The following is a 19161-nucleotide window of genomic DNA, read 5'->3' on the forward strand; positions in this document are numbered from 1 at the left end:
GACGGGGCTGATCGGTCTCTTCGACCGCTCGTCGTTGCCGGCGCCCATGCACCAAATGGTGGTCAGCCGAGGTCGCCGAGGATCCTCTGCGCAAGCGGAGCGGACGACGCTGGGTTCTGGCCCGTGTAGAGGTTGCGATCCACGACGACCTTGGGTGCCCAGGGCTCGCCCTCCTGGTAGTCGACGCCGAGATCGATCAGCCGGTCCTGGAGCAGCCAGAGGGCCTTGTCGGCCAGGCCTGCCTGGGTTTCCTCGGCATTGGAGAAGCCCGTGGCCTGGTAGCCGGCGAAAGTGAACGACCCGTCATCGCGGGTGGCGGCCAGCAACGCTGCGGGAGCGTGGCACACCACGCCCAGTGGTCGCCCGGAATCGATGGCGTCGGTCAGCAGTCGACCGGACACCTCGTCGACCGCGAGGTCTTCCATGGGGCCGTGACCACCGGGGTAGAAAACTGCCACGTAGTGGCTCAGGTCAACGTCGTCGAGAGAGATCGGATGCTTCAGTTCTTCATTCGACTCGAGTTTCGCGGCGATCGCGTCGGCCTTGTCCTGCCCACCGTTGGCGTCGGCGGCCAAGCTGCCCTGGTCCACCCCAGGCACCTTGCCGCCTGGGGTTGCCACCACCACCTCGTGGCCGGCGTTCGTGAACTCCTCGTAGGGCGCCACGAACTCCTCGGCCCAGAAACCGGTCGGATGCTTGCTTCCGTCCTTCAGGGTCCAATGATCGGCGGCGGTCATCACGAACAACACCTTTGCCACAACATGCTCCTTTGCACTTTTGTCCGGTTCAGCCGTCTGTTCATCGGCCTTGTGGTGCAAGTCCGGACCCCCGGCGGGTTATTCCACGGGTACCCGCGCCGCGAGTTGTGAATCGCTCTTGAGCCGCCCGCCCATGTTGACCGCCACCAGTCCCGACAGCAGCACAGCCGCGCCCGCCAGCTGGGCGACGGTCATGGTCTGGCCCAGCAGCCACCACGACACCACCGCGGACGACAGCACCTCGATGAGCGCCACGAACGAGGCGGGAGTGGCGCCGAGGAGCCGAACGGCATGTACGCCGGTGACGTACGCGAGGCTGGTGGAGATCCCGGCTATCGCCAGTGCGACCACCCACCAGGGCACCGAGGTGTCGGCGAGCACGGTGGACCCGGTGCCCGCGGCCATGGGCAGCAGACCCAGCGCGCCGGCGATGCAGATCACCGCTGTACCGAGCAGCAATCCACCGGTGGTCAGGGCCAATGGCTCCACGCTCTGACCCGATTTGCCGAAATCCTCGGTGGCCAGGATGAAATAGGCCGCGAGCCCGACGCCGGCGATGACGGCCCACACGAATCCGACGGGGTCGATGTCACCGATGTCGCCCCCGCCGACGATGACCATCACAAGCCCGGCAAGTGCGATGACACAGCCGATACCGGTCAAGGTCGTCGGCGTGCGTCCTCGGATGAGCCAGTCGTACGCCACGACGAGGATCAGCCCCGAGTATTCGATGAGCAGGGCAACCGGCACGTCGAGGTATCGGACCGCGTTGAAGAAGCTGAGTTGGACGACGGCGACGCCGAGGATGCCGTAGGCGATCACGAGCATCGGCGATCGGGCCCACTGGGCAAACAGGTTGCGGCGCAGCAATATCAGCGGAACGAGGAGTAGGAGCGAGCCGGCGCCCAGCCGTACGGCCGTCACCGCGGCCGAGGACCAGCCGCTGTCGATCAGTCCCTTGGCGAGCGGTCCCGAGGTGCCGAACGACACGGCCGACGTCACGCCCATCACCAAGCCGAACCCGGGCAGGGTGCGCGCATCAACGAACTTCAAGATTCCTCCGATGAGGGTGACAGGAGTAAAACTGTTTACACTCATGACAGCTAAACGGATTGCTGGTAAGGAGTCAAATGCTATTTGCTCATGACACCGATGTCGCGTTGGTGGCCACTGCCGCGTTGATCAACACCGGCCGCGACGACGTCGACACGCTGAGCACCACCGGCGAGCTCCGCGACTTCCTCGACGACCAGGGCTACACGGGCCGCCGGGACGGTGACGCCGCCGAACTCGATGCCGTGCGAGCACTGCGCACCCGGCTCGACACCCTCTGGCAACTCGGGATCGATGACGCGGCGCACGAGGTGAACGTGATGCTCCGAGAGGCGGACGCCCGGCCGTACCTCACCCGCCACGACGGTTGGGATTGGCATATCCACGTCACCGAACCCGAGGCGCCACTGGCCGACCGGATGGCCGCAGAGAATGCGATGGCGTTGATCGACCTGATCCGCACCGATCAGCTGAGCCGACTGAAGACATGCGCGGGAGAGGGTTGCCGGCTCGTCTTCATCGACTTGTCCCGCAACCGATCTCGTCGATTCTGCAGTGATGGGGGATGTGGCAACAGGGCCCACGTCGCGGCATACCGCAGGCGCCGGGCCGAACAGGACTGATCGGGGCCGATCAGAGGCGGAACAGCATCGTCTCCGCAGTCAGGCCGGGCCCGAATGCCATCGCACTACCCATCCCGGTCGGGCCTCCCGCGGCTGCCCGTTTCATCATCTCGGCGAGCACGAACAGCACGGTGGCCGACGACATGTTGCCGTAGTTGTCGAGCACGTACCGCGACACCTCCAAGGCGGAGGGCTCGAGTTCGAGTGCGTTCTCCACCGCGTCGAGAATGGTGCGGCCCCCCGGGTGGATCGCCCAGAGATCGATGTCGCCGGGGGTGCGCCCGGCAAGGATGAGTTTGAGGTTCTCCTGGTTCAGTGCGCGGCCCAACTGCCCGGGGACCTTGCCGGAAAGAACCATGTCGTAGCCGGCGTTGCCGATGCGCCAGGTGATCAGATCCCGCGTATCGGGAACCATGACCTGTTTGAACGAGTCGAGCTCGATGCCCGATCGATCGGCCGAGATGACGGCGGCGGCACACCCGTCCCCGAAGATCAAGAACGACAACATCGATTCCAGGCTCTTGGGCTGCTGCATGTGGACCGAGCACAGTTCGACACTCACGAGCAGGACTTTCGCCTGTGGGTTCGCGCGGACGATGTTGTCGGCGGTCTTGAGTCCGGTGATACCGGCGAAACAGCCCATGAAGCCGATCTGGGTGCGGTCGACGTTGGGGCTGATGCCACAGGTCTTGATGATGTCGTAATCGATTCCCGGAGAATAGAATCCGGTACAGGTGACGATCACCAGGTGGGTGATCTCGTCGGCCGCGTCACCGAGATCGAGGCCTTCAACGGCCTTGCGTGCCAGTTTCGGGGCCTTGTCCTCGTACTCGACCATGCGTGTCTCGGTGTCGACCGAGCTCGGGTTTCCACCGTAGAAGGTGATCGGGTCCTCCACCGCGGACCACCGATGAGAGATCTGGGCACGCTCTGCCATCCGCCGGAACAACAGCATCTTGCGCCGTTCCTCGATCAGTTCGGGCGCGTGGTCGACGAAGATGTTGTGGACATCGAGGTCGGGTACAGCGGTGCTGATCTGGTTGACAAAGGCAGTAGCCATGAGATGAAGTCCGAATCTTGTCTCAAAAGAACTGGGGCAGTCGTTTTCTCGCATCCGTGCGAACGTCGTGACTGACGCAAACGTAGGTCCGATCGGGTGCCACCGCAACCGTGAGGCGCCGGTTCGACCGTGATTTTCAGGAGATCTTCAGGGCGTGTCGTTCAGCCGCTCGACCTTTGGGCTGCCGATCTGTCGCGGCGACGTCGACGATGGTGCTCTTGTGGCAACATCGGGAGTTCGGTGGGGCTGGAAGGACGAGGTTCGCAGGTGCCCGGTGTCTTGTTGTGCAGTGCGCCGCTGACAGGCCATGTGGCGCCGATGATCGCCATCGGCCGACAACTCCGACTGGACGGCTGGACCGTTGTGGTTCTCACCGGCAGCCGCTTTCGCCGCCGCATCGAAGAGGCAGGACTGGCACACGTCCCGCTTCCTGCATCGTGTGACTTCGATGACCGCGACCTCGACCGGGTCTTTCCCGGCCGCCACCGTATGCCCGGCGTCCTGCGGTCGCGTTTTGACCTCGAGCATCTGTTCGCAGCAAAGATCGCCGACCAATACCGAGCGCTGTCGGCGTTCTTGGACGAGACCGACGTCGATGTGGTGTTGGCCGAAAACCTGTTCCTGGGCGTTCTCCCACTGCTACGGCGGGCCGGCCGGCGGCCGAGAGTCGGTTCGGTCTGTACGTCGCCGTTGATGGTGAACAGCCAGGACACGGGTCCGTTCGGGCCAGGGATCCCGCCGTCGACCACACGCCTGGGCATGATGCGCAACCGAATGCTGACCGTGGGCGCCGAACACCTCGTGCTGCGCCGGGTGCAACACCTCGCCGACACCGCGGTGCGTGAATGCGTCGGGCACGGTGCCGGCGCGTTCATCCTGGATTGGCCACTGCTGGCAGACGACATCTTTGTGCTCACCACGCCATCGTTCGAATACCCGCGACGGGACCTGGCCGGCCGACTCGATTTCGTCGGACCGGTTCTCGATCCGGTTGGCAGCCAGCATGATCCGCCGGAATGGTGGCCTGAGGTGACCGGCTCGAGGCGAGTCGTGGTGGTGACGCAGGGCACCCTCGACAACGGTGACCTGAGCAAGCTGGTGGAACCGACCCTGGCCGGTCTGGCGGACATGGATGCCGTGGTGGTCGCTGCAACAGGTGGCAAGTCGCAATCCTCGGTGCGGGTTCGAACGGCCAATTCGATCGTCACGGAGTTCGTTCCGTTCGATCTCATGCTGCCGAAGGCAGACGTGCTGGTCACCAACGGCGGCTGGGGCGGGGTGCACTACGCCTTGAGGCACGGCGTTCCGATGGTGGTTGCCGGGACAACCGAGGACAAGAACGAGGTCGCCGCCCGAATAGTCCGGTCCGGGTGTGGGATTCGGCTCCGATCGGCGCGACCGCGAGCGATTCGTCGCGCGGTCGAGACGGTGCTCTGCGATCCGGGGTACCGTCGGCGTGCTCGTGAACTGGGTGATGAGATCGCGCAGCTCGACGGGCCGGCCAACATCAGCCGGGCGCTCACCCGGCCGCCTCGGGGACAAGCGCGGTCGGCCGGATGACAACGGTGCCGGTGGTGGTGGTCGGGGCCGGACCGACGGGTCTGACCGCGGCCTGCCTGCTGGCCGCACACGGCGTTGATTGTGTGGTCGTCGAACGACGGCGGGGTGTGCATCCGTTGCCTCGCGCTGTCCACCTCGACGACGAGGTCTACCGGATACTGCAAAGTGCCGGCGCCGCAACCGAGTTCGCGTCCAGCGGGCGAGCCGCACATGGCTTGCGCTTGGTGAATCCGCAGGGCCGGGTGTTGATGGAGTTCGCACGTGATCGCACCGTGGGTCACAGCGGCTGGCGTGAGACCACGATGTTCGATCAGCCGGACCTGGAACGGGCACTGCGCTGCGCCCTGGCCGAACACCCGGGAACCCAGGTGATGGAAGGCTCCGTCGTAGAGGCGATCACACCCGGAACCGACGGGGCGGTGGTGAGCGTCCGACGGGACTCTGGTGCCCGCGCCACGCTGCACGCACGCTATGTCCTCGGTTGCGATGGCGCTTCGAGTGCGGTGGCGCAAGCCATCGGAGGGGCATGGCGCGACCTGCGATTCACCCAGGAGTGGCTGGTCGTCGATGTCCGTACCTCCCACGAGGTGACGATGTGGCCGGGCGTGCACCAGGTCTGCGCCGGGTCTGGAGCATCGACGTTCATGCGAATCGGAGCTGACCGGTACCGGTGGGAGTTTCGGCTCCCGACCGATCTGGACCGCGAACCGGACGCGCTCTGGGCACTCGGTGAGATTCGGAGGTCGCTGCCCGACAGCTGCGACATCGAGGTGGTCCGGACGGCGCGATACCGGCACGCCGCGCGGGTGGCACGGCGTTGGCGCGCAGGCCCACTGTTCATCCTGGGCGATGCCGCACATCTCACCCCGCCCTTCATCGGTCAGGGACTCGGCGCAGGACAACGCGATGCGATGAACCTCACCTGGAAGCTCGCTGCCGTACTCGACGGCCGCGCGGACGACCGTCTGTTGGACAGCTACCAGACCGAACGCGCACCGCATGTCCTGCGGTCGGTGGTCGCGGCAACAGCGATCGGCAGGGCCATGTCCATCGAGCCCGGACCGGGCAGAGCGGCCGTGGACGCGGTGTTGCGTGGGCTCGGCGGTGCGCCAGGTGCCGCGACCATCGGGCCGCGGCTGATCTATCCGCGGGTCGGCAGAGGAGGCGTGCCCGCACGGGAGCGCATCCGACGGGGGAGTGGTCGACTCGGTGCGTTGTTCCCCCAATTCGTCCTGCGCTCCGGCCCCGGCGGTGAGATGGTGGCCGGCTCCGACGACGTGCTGGGGCTCGGCCCGGTGCTGGTGCACCACGGTCGGTTCACCGACGAGCTGGCCGACCACACGGATGCCGTTGGCGCACGCAGAGTGGCGGTCGGCGAATTCGGCCCGGCCGCACCCCAACTCACCGAGTGGCTTCGCAGCGGCCAGCTCAACGCCGTTCTCGTTCGACCCGACCGGGTGATCGCTGCCGTGGAGTCGACGTCCGGCCGGGTCACCGCGTTCAGGACATGCGCGTTCGGGACATGATCGTGAATGTCGCAGCCCGCGGCGTGCACTGCGCCCATGGGTGCCGCTGGTAAGTTCCTGCCGTGGGTCTGACGAGGCGAGCGGTTGCACTCGCCGCACTGGTTGTGGCCCTTGTGCTCGCCGGCTGCGGCGGCGATGCCATCTCGACATCGAACGGCGAGGAGACGAGCTGGACCAACCCGGCGCATCTACCGTTCCCGGGCCCAGGTGACGTGGTCGAGGTGACGGACTGGGTGTCCGGTGGCGCCGAGGCTACGCAGGTGTCCGGCAAGCGGATCCTGTACCGATCCACCGACATCGAGAACCGGCCGATCGTCGTCTCGGGAACCGTGTTCGTGCCGTCGGGGGAGGCGCCGGAGGGCGGTTGGCCGATTCTTGCGATCGGACATGGGTCCACCGGGATCAACGTTGACTGCGCACCTTCACTCACCCCGGACCTGTATGGCCTGCTCCGGTTGGTCCGCAACTACCTGCGTGCGGGGATGGCCGTCACCTTCGCCGACTACTCCGGGCTCGGCACGCCGAGTGGACCCCACCCCTATCTCGACCCGTATGCGGCGGCCCGAACGGTGATCGACTCCGTACGCGCCATCCGACACGTCTTCCCCAGCATGTCGTCGACATGGGCGACCTACGGCATCTCTCAGGGTGGAGCAGCCAGCTGGGCGGCCGACGAGCTCGCGGCGGACTATGCGCCGGAACTCCGCCTTGTCGGAGCTGTTGCACAGGTTCCGTCGACGGACAAGACCCCGATGGTGGATCTGGCCGCTGCCGGCACCTTGACCCTCGAACAACAGGGCATCCTCCAATGGCTGGAGGAGTCGTTGGCGCGCAGGCATGCCGATTTCGACCTGAACAACTACCGTCAGGGTGGCCTTGCGGAGCGGTGGACCGATCTCAGTGGCTGCGGGCGGTCGAACGCGCGCGAGCGGGCGCTACGGCAGATCTCTGCCTCCGAGTTCACGCCGTCGAGTCCTGCCGCCGCCGAACGCTTGCGCACGTTGCTGCAGTCGATGGCGTTGCCGCGCACACGGTTGTCGGCCCCGCTGTACGTCTTGTACGGCGGCGCCGACCGGTTCAATGCCCCCGAGTGGATCACCGCCGGAATCCGGAAGGCGTGCGAACTCGGTGGCCCGATCACCATCACCTACAGCCCCGGGGCCGGGCACGGCAATGTGGACACGAGCGGCATCGCGCGGTACCTGGCCGACCGGGTCGCCGGCGGGCCGGTGCGCGATGACTGTCGTCGATGACCACCCTCTCGAACATCGCGACGAACAAGTGGCTTGTCCTCGGCTGCGCCATCGTCAGCGAGGTCAGTGCCACCCTTGCCCTGCGGGCGTCGGTGGACGACGCGCGGTGGCTGGTTCTGGTGGTCGCCGGATACCTCGGAGGGTTCGCCTTCCTCGCGCTTGTCCTGCGGGCCGGGATGCCGGTGGGGGTTGCCTACGGGATCTGGGCGGCCGTGGGGGTTGCACTCACCGCGGTGCTGGCCGCTCTCATCTTCGGTGATGCGTTCACCGTGGGCATCGGAGTGGGTATCGCGATCGTGATCGGTGGAGTCCTCCTGGTCGAATTGGGCTCGCACGGCGGCCATGAGACGGCGGACGAACCCAAGGCGCCCGAATGACGTGGACGTACCTGATGATCGCGATCGTCTTCGAGGTCGCGGGCACGCTCTCACTGCGAGCGTCGGACGGCTTCCGCAAGATGATCTGGCTGATTCCGACCGTCGTCGGTTATCTGGTTGCGTTCGGCGCCCTGTCGCTGACCTTGGCCGGCGGCATGCCCGTCGGTGTGGCCTACGGGATCTGGGCCGCGTGCGGCGTCGCGTTGACCGCGGTCGTGGCGAGGTTGGTCTTCAAGGACCCGCTGACCTGGGTGATGGGTGCAGGCATCGTCCTGATTGCCTGTGGCGTCCTGGTCATCGAACTGAGTTCGTCGCACCACTGACGGTTCGCAGGCCTTGCGCCGCCGGACAATTCGTCGAGGACGCGGCCCCGGGTACCGAACCCGGAGCCGCGCTGTGACCACGCGCTGGAACCACGCGCTCGAACTATTTCGCGAAGTTCGCACTGATCCGCTGGTGCAGATAGTCCTTCGCGGTGATCGGCGGGTACTTACCGCTGGGCCCCTCGATGACAACCTCGCTGTTGGCCTGGGCGAAGAAGGCGATGGAATACCGCGCACCACGGTCGTCCCCGGCCCCGGGGCTGCGCACCCGATGAAAGTTGGACGGTAGTACGTCGTCGCTCCACCGCATCAGCATGTCCCCGATGTTGCAGGTGATCGCATCGTCGGAGGGTTCAACCGACGTCCATTCCTGTGAATCCATCTCCTTGCCCGGGCACACCTGCAATCCGCCTTGGCCGTTTCGCTGGAAAAGCAGTGTGAGGCAGTCGAAATCGGTGTGCGCTCCCGCTCGCCACATCCCGGTCAGTTCGGCGTCCTGCGGGACCGCGAAGTAGTGCAGCAGACGCAGGGTGCTCTGGTAGGTGGCCGATGTCGGGTCGTGGGCCGCCGCGAAGAAGTCACGGTGGAAACCCATCTTCTCGGCGAACAGCGACAGCAGATCCATCGCCAGGCGCCAGCATCTGGCTTCGAAAGCCTTGATGGTGTCGGTGAACCCGACGAGTTCGTCGTCGGACGGCCAGAGTCCATCCATATTCGAGAGGGTGACCTGGTAGGACTCCTTCTGGTCCGGGGTTCCCACCGACGGCCGAACCTGGGTCATGCTCTCCCATCCGGAGTTGAATCGTTTCGGATAGCGGGCCTTGACCTCGGCCGGCAGTGCGAAGAATGCTTCTGCCATCGCGAAGGCCCGGCGTACCTCGGTCAGGTCGATACCGTGGTCGACCACCTGAAAGAAGCCGATGTCGGTTGCTGCCGACCACAATTCATCGGCGATCTCGGCGCGTCTGGTGCTGAGGTCGGCCAACGAGATGCGCCGCACCTCGCGTGCGCTTTCGGTGCCGATTGCGCCCATTCGGCGTTCGCGCTGCAATTCGGTCATGTCGTACGTCATGAGCTGAGGACTTTCCGTTCTGAGGTCTGTGGGTCTTGGGGGCTTGGGTCTTGGGTCCGGGGTTTTGGATGTCCGGGAGAGAACGCGCGGTGTTCGCGAGAGTGCTGCTGGTCAGGGAATGGAGATGGCGGGGACGGTGAACTGATTGGTGAACATCTGCTGCGCGGTCATCGACGCGGGCACACTATTTCCCCCTGCGGCCAGTACCGGTGTCAGTTCTGCGACGTTGCGGCTGGTGCGGGCGTCGTCGTAAACACCGAACGCGCCGTTGTCCTCGTTCGCGAGCAGACCCTTCTCCTGCAAGAGATCAGCACTGAAAGCGGCTTCGCCCTCGCTGTAGGGCGAGTAGGTCTGGTCTTGCGACACCACGTCGACGATGACCTTGTTCGTAGCCTCGGGAGAGGTGATGTAGTCGACGCCCGCTTGCTGGATGATGGGCACCAGCTTCTCGAGGCACGGCGAGAACTCGGCGAGTTTGTCAGCTCGCACAGAGACATTCGAGGCGTAGATGTCGTAGCCGGCATCCTTGATCAGGCCGTAGGACACCGGTTTGTCCCACGCGGGCGTCTCCTCCTCGTACGTGTACGGCTCCGAGTTCGCGAACCCCTGCTGGGCGATCGCCGGGTCACCGACGAACCTCGATGGTGCGCCGTCGTAGCTGGTGTCGATCTGGGACGGCTTCAACAGACCTTTCGCCACCATCCACTGCGGGAAGATCTGGTCCTTGGAAACCACCACGGTGGCATCGCCGGTGCCCACATCGCCGACGGATTTCCATTCGGGATGCGTCTGCGGATCCCACATCAGAATCGCCGGGCTGTATTTGAGCAGTGGGGTCACCCCGACCACAGGTTGGTCGGCGGCCGCCGACACCAGCTGATCTCCGTGCACCACACCGAGCATCGCCGAGTCGTCCACATACAGCTGCGAGGTGACGGACTGGAACCCGATCGCCGGTCCGCCGGACTTCAGTGTGATGTCCACTCCCGTGTCCTTGCCTCCCGCCACCAGCGGGCCGGTGACCGATTTGTCGTCGGTGTTCACCTGGTAGCCCGGGCCGAGCATGGCAAAGAGAGCGCCCATGTCGGACTGTGGCTGCCACTGCAACTGCACGCCGACGTTTGCCGGACACACATCAGCGAGGCTTTGCTCCGCTGCCGCCGGTTCGATCGAGACCGTTTCTGCCGCGTCGTCGGACCCGAATGCGCAGGCGGACAAGGTCAACGTGGTGAGCGCTACGGCAGTGATGCCGAAACGCCGACGGTGCGAGAACGTCATGGTTTCTCCTCGAAAGATGGTTGGGGGTGGTCGCGGACGCTCACCTGGATTGCGATCGAGCATGTGCTCGCGCCGCCCGGTCGCCTCGTGCGCCGGAACAATTACATGCAATCAGTAGTGTGTTGCGGCGTTGTTACCGCCTGTTAAAACCGTAGGCAGCATCCAAGGACACTTCAAAAAGCCAGTTAGACAGCCCGCAAAGGAACCGATGTCACGAGAACGTAACTGCGTGCAACTCGATCGTCATGCATGTAATCCACCATGATGAGGAACGGACAGCCCACTGTTACATGTACAAGCCGATCGTATGGAGGTCGAGATGAGACTCGCGGACACAGTGCGGGACGCAGACGCGCGCAGGCTCACAAAGAACACGCAGATCGTCTTCGCCGATGTCGGCAAGCAGTTCGACACCGGGACGGTTGCCGTGGAGGGAGTCGACCTCGAGGTGCGCCGCGGAGACTTTGTTGCGGTTGTCGGGCCGTCGGGTTGCGGGAAGTCCACGCTTTTGCGGATGGCAGCCGGTCTCGAGGAGCCGACCGCGGGATCGGTCGCAGTGGCTGACGATTCGGTCGGCTTCATCTTCCAAGAACCCACGTTGCTGCCGTGGCGAAGTGTTCGGGCGAATGTCGAGTTGTCGGCCGAGTTGCGTCGCGAGAATCGTGCCGCCGTCAAACGTCGTGCCGCGGAGTCGATCTCCGCGGTGGGCTTGGAGCAATTCGCGGATCAACTACCCAAAGCACTTTCTGGTGGCATGAAGATGCGTGTGTCGTTGGCGCGGGCGCTGACGCTGTCGCCGGCCACGATGCTGCTCGACGAACCGTTCGGCGCACTCGACGAGATGACCCGGCTGGACATGCAGGTCGAACTCCAAAGGCTCTACGCCGAAAGGCATTTCACCGCGATGTTCATCACGCATTCGGTGTCCGAGGCGGTCTACCTCGCCAATCGGGTGGTGGTGATGACCGCACGACCGGGACGCATAGCCGCTCAGTTCGACATCGACTTTCCTTATCCGCGCAGCCCCGAGCTGCGATTCGACACCCGCTTCACCGACCACGTCTCCGAGATCTCGGCGACCCTGCACAGGAGCAACCGATGACCCAGCTCGATGCCACGCTCGCCCGGCCAGGGAGGACATATACGGCGACGGCACGGCCGGGCGCGCCGTCCGGTCGACTGTCCAAGCGGCGGATCCGCACGGCGACAGCCGTTGTGCTCGGGCCCCTGCTGTCGCTGCTCGGCGCTCTGGTGTTGTGGTCGATGGTCAGCTACTGGGTGCTGTCACCGGAGCGGAGATTCCTGTTACCGCCGCCGGGCGATGTGCTGAGGAACTCCCTGATGGACTGGACGCACCTGCGGCCCATGCTCGAAGCGCTGGCGGTGACGGCGCAGGTGGCGATGGTCGGATTCCTGGTGGCGGTTGTGGTGGGTGTCGGCACCGGAGTGCTGATGAGTCAGGCCAAGTGGATCGAGCGCATCATCTACCCCTACGCCGTGGTGATCCAGGTGATCCCCATCCTCGCCATCGTTCCGCTCATCGGTTTGTGGTTCGGATACGGGATGATGTCGCGCACCCTGGTCTGTGTGCTGATCGCCGCCTTCCCGATCATCACCAACACCCACTTCGGGATAAGGTCGGTCGACCGCGGACTGCACGAGCTCTTTGCGCTCTCTCGTGCGTCACGTTGGGACCGGTTGGTCAAACTCGAACTGCGGGCCGCACTTCCGGCCATTCTCACCGGTGTGCGCACCGCGTCGGGACTGGTCGTGGTCGGCGCGATCATCGGGGACATGTTCTTCGCCAAGGGACAGCCGGGAATCGGCACACTGCTCGACGTCTACCGCGGCCGTCTGCAGTCCGATGACCTGATCGCAGCCATCGTGCTCGCGTCGATCTTCGGAGTCGCGGTGTTCGGTGTCATGGGGATCGTGTCGAAGCTCGCAGTCGGCAGCTGGCACGAGTCCGGGCGTGACTCGTGAACGATCCGTATCCCGAGACCACAGAGAATCGATCATCGACAAGGGAGCATTCTGTGCCCGGCACACCGTTTGAGGTACCCACCATCGACATCAGCCCGTACCGCGACGACAAGCGCCGCTCGGATCCGTCGGCGCGGGCAGAGGTCGCGTCCGCCCTCGACCGTGCGTGCCGCGACGTCGGTTTCGTCCAGATCGTCGGTCACGGTATCGACACCCACACCATTGCGGGACTCGCCGGCGCGCTCGATGAGTTCTTTGCCCTGCCCCTGGCGGTGAAGAAGCAGTACCGACGGGACCCGGCGACCAATCGTGGCTACTCTCCGCCCAAGTCGGAGTCGCTCAGCATGAGCCTGGGCATCCCGACAGCAGGACAGATGAACGACTTCTACGAGGCATACACGGTGGGCACCGAAGCGGCGGACTTCATGCCGCTCGAACTACCCGAGACCAGCTACGCGCCGAACAACTGGCCCGACGCCGCGCCGGGGTTCGCTCCCGCGATCCAGGCTTACTTCGCTGCAGCACAGGTACTCTCGCGCATTCTGATGGGCGCCTTCACCGATGCGCTGGGTCTGCGACCGGGGTACTTCGAGAATCTGATCGACCACTCGATCGAAGCGCTGAAGATGAACAACTACGCCCTGCCGGAAGGCGACACCGAGTTCACCGGTGACCTGACGGGGATGGGGGCCCACACCGACTTCGGGATCCTGACCATTCTGTGGGCCGACCGCGTTCCCGGTCTCCAGGTACTCGACCGCGAGGGACACTGGCACGATGTCCAGCCGGCCGAAGGTGCGCTGCTGATCAATCTGGGAGATGCGATGTCGCGCTGGACCAACGACCGCTGGATGTCGACCATCCATCGCGTCGACCCTCCGGTGGTCGACGGTCAGATCACGCGGCGTCGTTCGGCGGCATTCTTCTTCGACGGCAATCACGACGCGGTCATCGAAGCTCTTCCCGGGACGTTGGCAGAGGGCGAGACGGGCTACCCTCCGATTACGATTGCCGAGAACATCGCCATGAAGGTTGCCGGCCTGCGCACCGGTGTGGCACCTGCGACGCAACTTCGAGAGGCCGCGCGTGTTGCCGCGGCCGAGAAGTAGGGAGGGGAGCAGAGGTGACGGCATCTGAGCGTGCCCTGCTCACCGACTCGGTGCACGACGCGCTGCAGGAGATGATCTTCTCCGGCGAACTGCAGTCGGGGAGCCCGTTGAGTGTGCCCGCGTTGGCCGCTCGGCTGAAGGTGAGTCGGACTCCGGTCCGAGAAGCGGTGCAGCAGCTCATCTACGAAGGTCTTGCATCCCATACGCGCAACGCCGGCGCCCGGGTGGCCTCACTCGATGCCCAGACGCTCAAGTCCGTGTTCGAGGTCCGGGAGGTTCTGGACGGGCTGGCGGCGTACAACGCCACTCTCACTGCCACGCATGAGACAGTGGCCCACCTGCGCAAGATGGTCGAGGTGCAGCGTGAATTGCTCGAGGATCCGGCCGACTCCCGGCGGGACGCCACCCTAGACCTCCAGTTCCATACCCTCATCCGTGAGACGGCGAACAATCGTCCACTGGGCGAAGCGCTTTCGCGGCTCGATGGCCAGTCGCACCTGTTCCGGTCCGACGTGTGGACCGCCGACCTCAATCGCCGTCTCGCGGTGATCGAGCACGAACGGATCGTCGCCGCGATCGAAGCAGGAGACGCCGAAGGTGCGCGCACCGCCGCGTGCGCCCATGTGGCCGGGGTGTTCGTGCGTACCCAGCGGGTGTGACAGGCGCCCCCGCATCACTTCTCGCCCCATGTGCAGATCAGAAGGTTGAACAATGAATCTCTCTTTGCCGCAATCGCTCTCGCAGCTGCGCGGCGCCGTGCTCGCCGACGGATCCGTGGTCGACCTCGACATCTCGAGGGTCGATGGTCACGCGGTCGTGACGGCTGTGCGGCCCACAGACGAGCGCGCGGTTGCTCCGGACCGAGCCGACGTACTCGACCTGCGTGGGTACGTTCTGCTCACCGCACCTGCCGAGCCTCATGCGCATCTGGACAAGGCACTGTCGTGGGATGTGTTGCGGCCGCCCCTCGGCGACCTGCACGATGCGATCGCGAACTGGAAGGAAGGCAGCGCCGGTCTCGACGAGGAGTCATTCCGGACACGCGCGCGAACGGCCGCCCTGGCCTTGCTGCGCAACGGCACCACCGCCGTCCGGTCGCATGTCGACATCCTGCTCGGCCCCGACCCCCTCCGGGGTATCCGGGCCATCGACCGGGTTCGAAGGGAACTCGAGGGGGTGATGGACATCGAGATCGTAGCGCTGAGCAAGGTGTACGCCACCGACGAACTGGTGCATCAGGCACTCGACGCAGGCGCCGACCTCGTGGGCGGCTCACCGCACAGTGCGCCGGACCCGCTGGGCGACCTGGACCGCCTGCTGACGATCGCCGAGGCCAGGGGAGTGGGCGTGGACCTGCACACCGACGAGTTCCTGGAGGGCGATCACCACACCATCGGGGCATTCGCCGAACGCGTGGCGACATGGCCGGCGGGCCGGATCCGCACCGCCGGACACTGCACCCGGCTCGGCACGATGAGCAGAACAGAACTCGCAGGACTGTTGCCGGTCATCGCCTCGAGCGGCATCGGGGTGGTGGCCAACCCGATCACCAACCTCTATCTGCAGGGCAGAGGTCACCCGGTCTCGACTCCGCGGGGCATCACCGCCATCGAATCGCTCCGAGAAGCGGGCATCCGGGTGGCGGCCGGTGCCGACAACGTGCGGGACGCGTTCAACCCGGTCGGGCGCAGCGACGCACTCGAGACCGCGATGCTGGCCATCACGGCAGCGCACGTACACCCGGACATCGCCATGGCGATGGTCACCGAAGACGCGCGGGCAGTGATGGGGCTGCCCGACGCAGGCCCACGTGTGGGTGCACGCGCAGAGTTCCTGGCCGTCCGAGGAACGAGTGTGCTCGACGTCATCGCCAACGCCCCCGCGGATCGGGTGGTGATCCACGACGGCAAGCTGGTGTCGGTGAGTGAAACCCGAACCCAGATGGCCGTTTCCGCACACTGACTCGGACATTCCGGGGTCATCCGGCCCCCGCGGAAGATCGTGAGCGTTGCTGACGTTGAGGTGCCCGTGCGTACCCGCGAGACTCACCAACCGAAAGGCTCTGCCATGACTGCTGCTGGTGCCGGAGTCGACACCCACACCGGGCAGCCGGCGCCGGGCCGAGGACTACGGCTGATCGCCTTCCCCGCGGCGGTGTACGCGTTCGCGGTGGTGATGATGGGCACCACGTTGCCGACCCCGCTCTACCCCGAATACCAGCGGGAGTTCGGCTTCGGCAGCCTGATGACCACCGTCATCTTCGCGACGTATGCGGTCGGGGTCATTGCCGCGCTCATCGGGGTGGGTCAGTTCTCGGACACGATCGGCCGCCGCCCGATGCTGTTTGCAGGCGTGGCCCTGTCACTGGCCAGCGCGGTCTTGTTCCTGATCGGTGGCAGTGTCGAGATCTTGTTCGTCGGGCGCCTGGTCTCGGGATTCTCCGCGGGCATCTTCACCAGCACGGCAACCGTCGCGGTCATCGAGGCCGCACCTGCGGCTCGCCGCCGGATGGCACCGGCGATCGCCACCGCCGCCAACATCGGCGGCTTGGGCCTGGGTCCGCTGGTCGCCGGCGTGGTCACCGAGTTCGCGCCGTATCCGACGCGGACGGTTTTTGTTGTGCATGCCCTCCTGCTCGTGATCGCCGGTGCCGGCCTCCTCACCGTTCCCGAGACGGTGAAGGTGCGCAAAGGGGCTCGGCCGACACTGCAGCGGATCAGTGTGCCGCCCTCGGTTCGCGGGATCTTCCCGCAGGCGGTGGTCGGTGCGGTAGCCGGATTTGCGGTGTGCGGTCTGTTCACCGCGGTCGCCCCCAATTTCATGACCAAGGTCCTGGACATCTCGTCGCCCACGATCACGGGGCTGGTGGTCTTTGTCCTCTTCGCGGCCTCGGCTGCCACGCAGATCGTCTTGTCGAATGCACCGGTTCGCCCATCGCTTGTCGCCGGATACATCTCACTCACCGTGGGTATGGCCGTGTTGATCGTCAGTCTGGAGGCTGCGTCGTTGGCGGGATTGATCGTCGGCGCCGTGATCTCCGGGGCGAGTCAAGGCCTGCTGTTCAGCAAGGGGATCTCCGCCATCGCCGCCCGGGTGGAGCCCGAGCGCAAGGCCGATGCCACATCCGCCTACTTTGTTGTTGCCTATCTTGCCATCTCGGTGCCGATCATCGCGGATGGCTTCGCCGCGCAGGCGTGGACGCTGACCACCGCCGGCGTGGTGTTCGCCTCGGTCATCGCCGTGATGGCTGTGGGCGGGCTGATCGCCCTGCTGATGCGTCCGTGTGACGCGATCTGACGGGCGTCAGCTGAACGTGTCGTCCAGAGCCGCGGACAGATCGGCGATGATGTCGGCGGGATCCTCGAGCCCGATGGACAAACGCAGATGCCCCCACTCGCGGAACTCGTTCGGGTAGTTCGCGACTCGCGCGCCTTCGGTGCCGACGTGCACGATGAGTGATTCGTCGTGTCCGAGCGAGACCGCCGAGGTGATCATCCTCAGGTTCGCGACAAACCGGTTCTGGGTGTCGGAGTCCCCACGGACGGCAAACGCCATCATCGCTCCGTGACCTCGACCGCCGAATTGGCGAGAGGCGAACTCGTGCTGGGGATGTGAGGCCAGTCCCGGATAGGCGACGTAGGCCACCCGATCGTCGGCCTCGAGGAACTGCGCCACCTGCTCGGCCGAGGTGAGATGTCGGGACAGCCTCAGCGGCAGCGTGATCGAACCGCGGCTGATCAACCACGCATTGAAGGGCGAGATCACTCCTCCCACATCGACCATGGCATGAGATTTGATGGGATCGATCAGGCTGCGTGCGCCCACCACGGCACCGCCCATCGCGTCCCCGTGCCCGTTGTAGTACTTCGTCAGTGAATGCACCACCAGGTCGGCCCCGTCGGCGAGGGGCCGATACAGCGGGGGCGGGGTGAATGTGGAGTCGACGACGAGCAACGCTCCGCCTTCGTGCGAGATGGCGGCGACCGCGGCGATGTCGGTGACCTTGGTGGTCGGGTTCGCGATGGCCTCGACATGCACCAGACGAGTGGTCGGGCGCATGGCCTCTTCGACCGCCTGCGGATCGGATGCGTCGACGAAGGTCGCCTCGATGCCGTATTTGACCGGGAGTAGTTCGGTGAACAGTTTCCACGTGGCCTCGTAGGTGACGTCGGCGACCACCACATGGTCACCGGTGTTGAGATACGTGAAGAAGACCGCGTGCAGTGCGGCCACCCCCGAGGCCAGGGCGACTGCGTCTTCCGCCTCTTCGAGCGCCGCCAACTTCTTCTGCAACGCAATCTGATTGGCGCCCGAGTTGCGTGTGTACAGCGGGATGTCGGTCCCGGACCAGCTGACGTTCGACGGGTCATCGGGCAGGGCGTACGAGTTCGCCATCACGATCGGCGTGCGTACGGCGCCGGAGCCCTTGTCCACCGAGTTGCCCGCGTGCACCGCGCGGCTGTCGAAGGACAGGGTGGACGGGTCGTCGTTGTCGGGGCGGCTCATCAGCTCAGATTACGACGCGGGCACCGGTGTCACGCGGGCACCGATGTCGCGGAAATGGCTTTGCGTAGGCTCCGCAGTGTCATCGTCTGCACCTTCATGCGGGTGCCGGATGCACGATTGACGTGGTCGACGCTGGCATAGAGCAGTGCCCACATCATGTTCACGATCCACTCCGCTTCGAGTTCGGCATCGATCGAGCCGTCGGATCGTCCGCGTTCGACGGCTTCTATGACTGTGCCGTCCGTGAAGGCGATGTCCTGATCATTCACCCCGGAAGCGAAGAACAAGACGGCGAGCACATCGGTGAGTTCGAAGTACTCCTCGCATAATCGCAAGATCGCTTCCAGACCCGTGCCCCGTGCGAGGTCGGCGCGCTCGCCGGCGTCCGCGACGGACTGCTCGGCGAACCGCGCAACCGCACCGAGCAGATCGGAACGTTCCGGGAAATAGCGGTGCAACGTGGTGCGGCCGACTCTCGCGCGATCTGCGATTTCCGCGAGCGGCGCAGTGGGGGACTTGGCGAGTGCGGCCACAGCCGCGTCGAGAATTGCCCGGCGAGTACGCTCACGCGCTCCGGACTCCTCGGCGGTTGAGGTCGCGACCATGACGTGAGCATAGTCGCGCTGTCATCAACGACGGAATGTCGCCGTACCGCGCCGAACAAGTGAGTTTCCAAAATG

The 19161-nt window shown here is 65.2% G+C and carries 19 protein-coding genes; 12 read left to right on the plus strand and 7 right to left on the minus strand.

What is annotated here, in order from left to right; all coding sequences use genetic code 11:
- Positions 1-62: 62 nt before the first annotated feature.
- Both WIMU1_RS22390 and WIMU1_RS22395 read right to left on the minus strand, forming a co-directional pair.
- Entirely contained in the window at positions 63-758 is a 696-nt protein-coding gene (locus WIMU1_RS22390; RefSeq protein WP_062800645.1) for a type 1 glutamine amidotransferase domain-containing protein, read from the minus strand.
- Between the two features lie 78 nt (positions 759-836).
- Positions 837-1811 (minus strand): EamA family transporter, encoded by a 975-nt coding sequence (locus WIMU1_RS22395; protein ID WP_245969081.1) that lies wholly within the window; start codon positions 1809-1811, stop codon positions 837-839.
- Positions 1812-1888: 77 nt separating this feature from the next.
- Here WIMU1_RS22395 and WIMU1_RS22400 point away from each other — a divergent pair, with 77 nt between their 5' ends.
- Positions 1889-2434, plus strand: coding sequence for a CGNR zinc finger domain-containing protein (locus WIMU1_RS22400; RefSeq protein WP_062800486.1), 546 nt, complete (start codon positions 1889-1891; stop codon positions 2432-2434).
- 10 nt (positions 2435-2444) lie between these two features.
- Here the strand turns inward: WIMU1_RS22400 and WIMU1_RS22405 are convergent, their stop codons facing one another.
- Positions 2445-3494 (minus strand): type III polyketide synthase, encoded by a 1050-nt coding sequence (locus WIMU1_RS22405; RefSeq protein ID WP_062800488.1) that lies wholly within the window; start codon positions 3492-3494, stop codon positions 2445-2447.
- A 267-nt stretch (positions 3495-3761) separates the two neighbouring features.
- On the opposite strand from WIMU1_RS22405, the gene WIMU1_RS22410 reads away from it, so the two are divergent.
- The 5 genes from WIMU1_RS22410 to WIMU1_RS22430 all read left to right on the plus strand — a co-directional run bounded on the left by WIMU1_RS22410 (position 3762) and on the right by WIMU1_RS22430 (position 8533).
- Positions 3762-5054: a glycosyltransferase gene (locus tag WIMU1_RS22410; RefSeq protein ID WP_245969079.1), complete on the plus strand. Its 1293-nt coding sequence runs from the start codon at positions 3762-3764 to the stop codon at positions 5052-5054.
- A complete protein-coding gene (locus WIMU1_RS22415) occupies positions 5051-6580 on the plus strand; it encodes a bifunctional 3-(3-hydroxy-phenyl)propionate/3-hydroxycinnamic acid hydroxylase (RefSeq protein ID WP_062800490.1) in 1530 nt (509 codons plus the stop codon). Before WIMU1_RS22410 ends, WIMU1_RS22415 begins: the two co-directional genes overlap by 4 nt.
- A gap of 62 nt (positions 6581-6642) precedes the next feature.
- Positions 6643-7833, plus strand: a complete 1191-nt coding sequence (locus WIMU1_RS22420; RefSeq protein WP_062800492.1) for a lipase family protein — start codon at positions 6643-6645, stop codon at positions 7831-7833.
- Positions 7830-8210 (plus strand): DMT family transporter, encoded by a 381-nt coding sequence (locus tag WIMU1_RS22425; protein ID WP_062800494.1) that lies wholly within the window; start codon positions 7830-7832, stop codon positions 8208-8210. The genes WIMU1_RS22420 and WIMU1_RS22425 overlap by 4 nt, the downstream gene beginning before the upstream one ends.
- Positions 8207-8533 carry a DMT family transporter gene (locus WIMU1_RS22430; protein ID WP_062800496.1) on the plus strand — a complete coding sequence of 109 codons (327 nt, stop codon included), beginning with the start codon at positions 8207-8209 and terminating at the stop codon, positions 8531-8533. The genes WIMU1_RS22425 and WIMU1_RS22430 overlap by 4 nt, the downstream gene beginning before the upstream one ends.
- Before the next feature lie 103 nt (positions 8534-8636).
- On the opposite strand, the gene WIMU1_RS22435 is transcribed toward WIMU1_RS22430, so the two are convergent.
- Together WIMU1_RS22435 and WIMU1_RS22440 are read right to left on the minus strand one after the other, a co-directional pair.
- Positions 8637-9605: an isopenicillin N synthase family dioxygenase gene (locus WIMU1_RS22435; protein WP_062800497.1), complete on the minus strand. Its 969-nt coding sequence runs from the start codon at positions 9603-9605 to the stop codon at positions 8637-8639.
- A 111-nt stretch (positions 9606-9716) separates the two neighbouring features.
- Positions 9717-10883 carry a hypothetical protein gene (locus WIMU1_RS22440; protein WP_062800499.1) on the minus strand — a complete coding sequence of 389 codons (1167 nt, stop codon included), beginning with the start codon at positions 10881-10883 and terminating at the stop codon, positions 9717-9719.
- A gap of 319 nt (positions 10884-11202) precedes the next feature.
- Between WIMU1_RS22440 and WIMU1_RS22445 the strand changes: the two genes are divergently transcribed.
- The 6 genes from WIMU1_RS22445 to WIMU1_RS22470 all read left to right on the plus strand — a co-directional run bounded on the left by WIMU1_RS22445 (position 11203) and on the right by WIMU1_RS22470 (position 17272).
- On the plus strand, positions 11203-11985 hold the full coding sequence (locus WIMU1_RS22445) for an ABC transporter ATP-binding protein (RefSeq protein ID WP_062800649.1): 783 nt from the start codon (positions 11203-11205) through the stop codon (positions 11983-11985).
- Positions 11982-12866, plus strand: a complete 885-nt coding sequence (locus tag WIMU1_RS22450; RefSeq protein WP_062800501.1) for an ABC transporter permease — start codon at positions 11982-11984, stop codon at positions 12864-12866. The genes WIMU1_RS22445 and WIMU1_RS22450 overlap by 4 nt, the downstream gene beginning before the upstream one ends.
- 53 nt (positions 12867-12919) lie before the next feature.
- Positions 12920-13975 (plus strand): isopenicillin N synthase family dioxygenase, encoded by a 1056-nt coding sequence (locus WIMU1_RS22455; protein WP_062800503.1) that lies wholly within the window; start codon positions 12920-12922, stop codon positions 13973-13975.
- A gap of 14 nt (positions 13976-13989) precedes the next feature.
- On the plus strand, positions 13990-14634 hold the full coding sequence (locus tag WIMU1_RS22460; RefSeq protein ID WP_062800505.1) for a GntR family transcriptional regulator: 645 nt from the start codon (positions 13990-13992) through the stop codon (positions 14632-14634).
- A gap of 52 nt (positions 14635-14686) precedes the next feature.
- Positions 14687-15937: an amidohydrolase family protein gene (locus WIMU1_RS22465; protein WP_062800506.1), complete on the plus strand. Its 1251-nt coding sequence runs from the start codon at positions 14687-14689 to the stop codon at positions 15935-15937.
- A gap of 105 nt (positions 15938-16042) precedes the next feature.
- Positions 16043-17272 carry an MFS transporter gene (locus tag WIMU1_RS22470; RefSeq protein ID WP_084248486.1) on the plus strand — a complete coding sequence of 410 codons (1230 nt, stop codon included), beginning with the start codon at positions 16043-16045 and terminating at the stop codon, positions 17270-17272.
- A gap of 6 nt (positions 17273-17278) precedes the next feature.
- On the opposite strand, the gene WIMU1_RS22475 is transcribed toward WIMU1_RS22470, so the two are convergent.
- Together WIMU1_RS22475 and WIMU1_RS22480 are read right to left on the minus strand one after the other, a co-directional pair.
- Positions 17279-18481 (minus strand): trans-sulfuration enzyme family protein, encoded by a 1203-nt coding sequence (locus WIMU1_RS22475; RefSeq protein ID WP_211339028.1) that lies wholly within the window; start codon positions 18479-18481, stop codon positions 17279-17281.
- Positions 18482-18510: 29 nt separating this feature from the next.
- A complete protein-coding gene (locus tag WIMU1_RS22480) occupies positions 18511-19086 on the minus strand; it encodes a TetR/AcrR family transcriptional regulator (protein ID WP_062800510.1) in 576 nt (191 codons plus the stop codon).
- Positions 19087-19161 lie beyond the last annotated feature (75 nt).

It is taken from the genome of Williamsia muralis NBRC 105860, assembly GCF_001598915.1.
GTDB lineage: Bacteria > Actinomycetota > Actinomycetes > Mycobacteriales > Mycobacteriaceae > Williamsia > Williamsia muralis.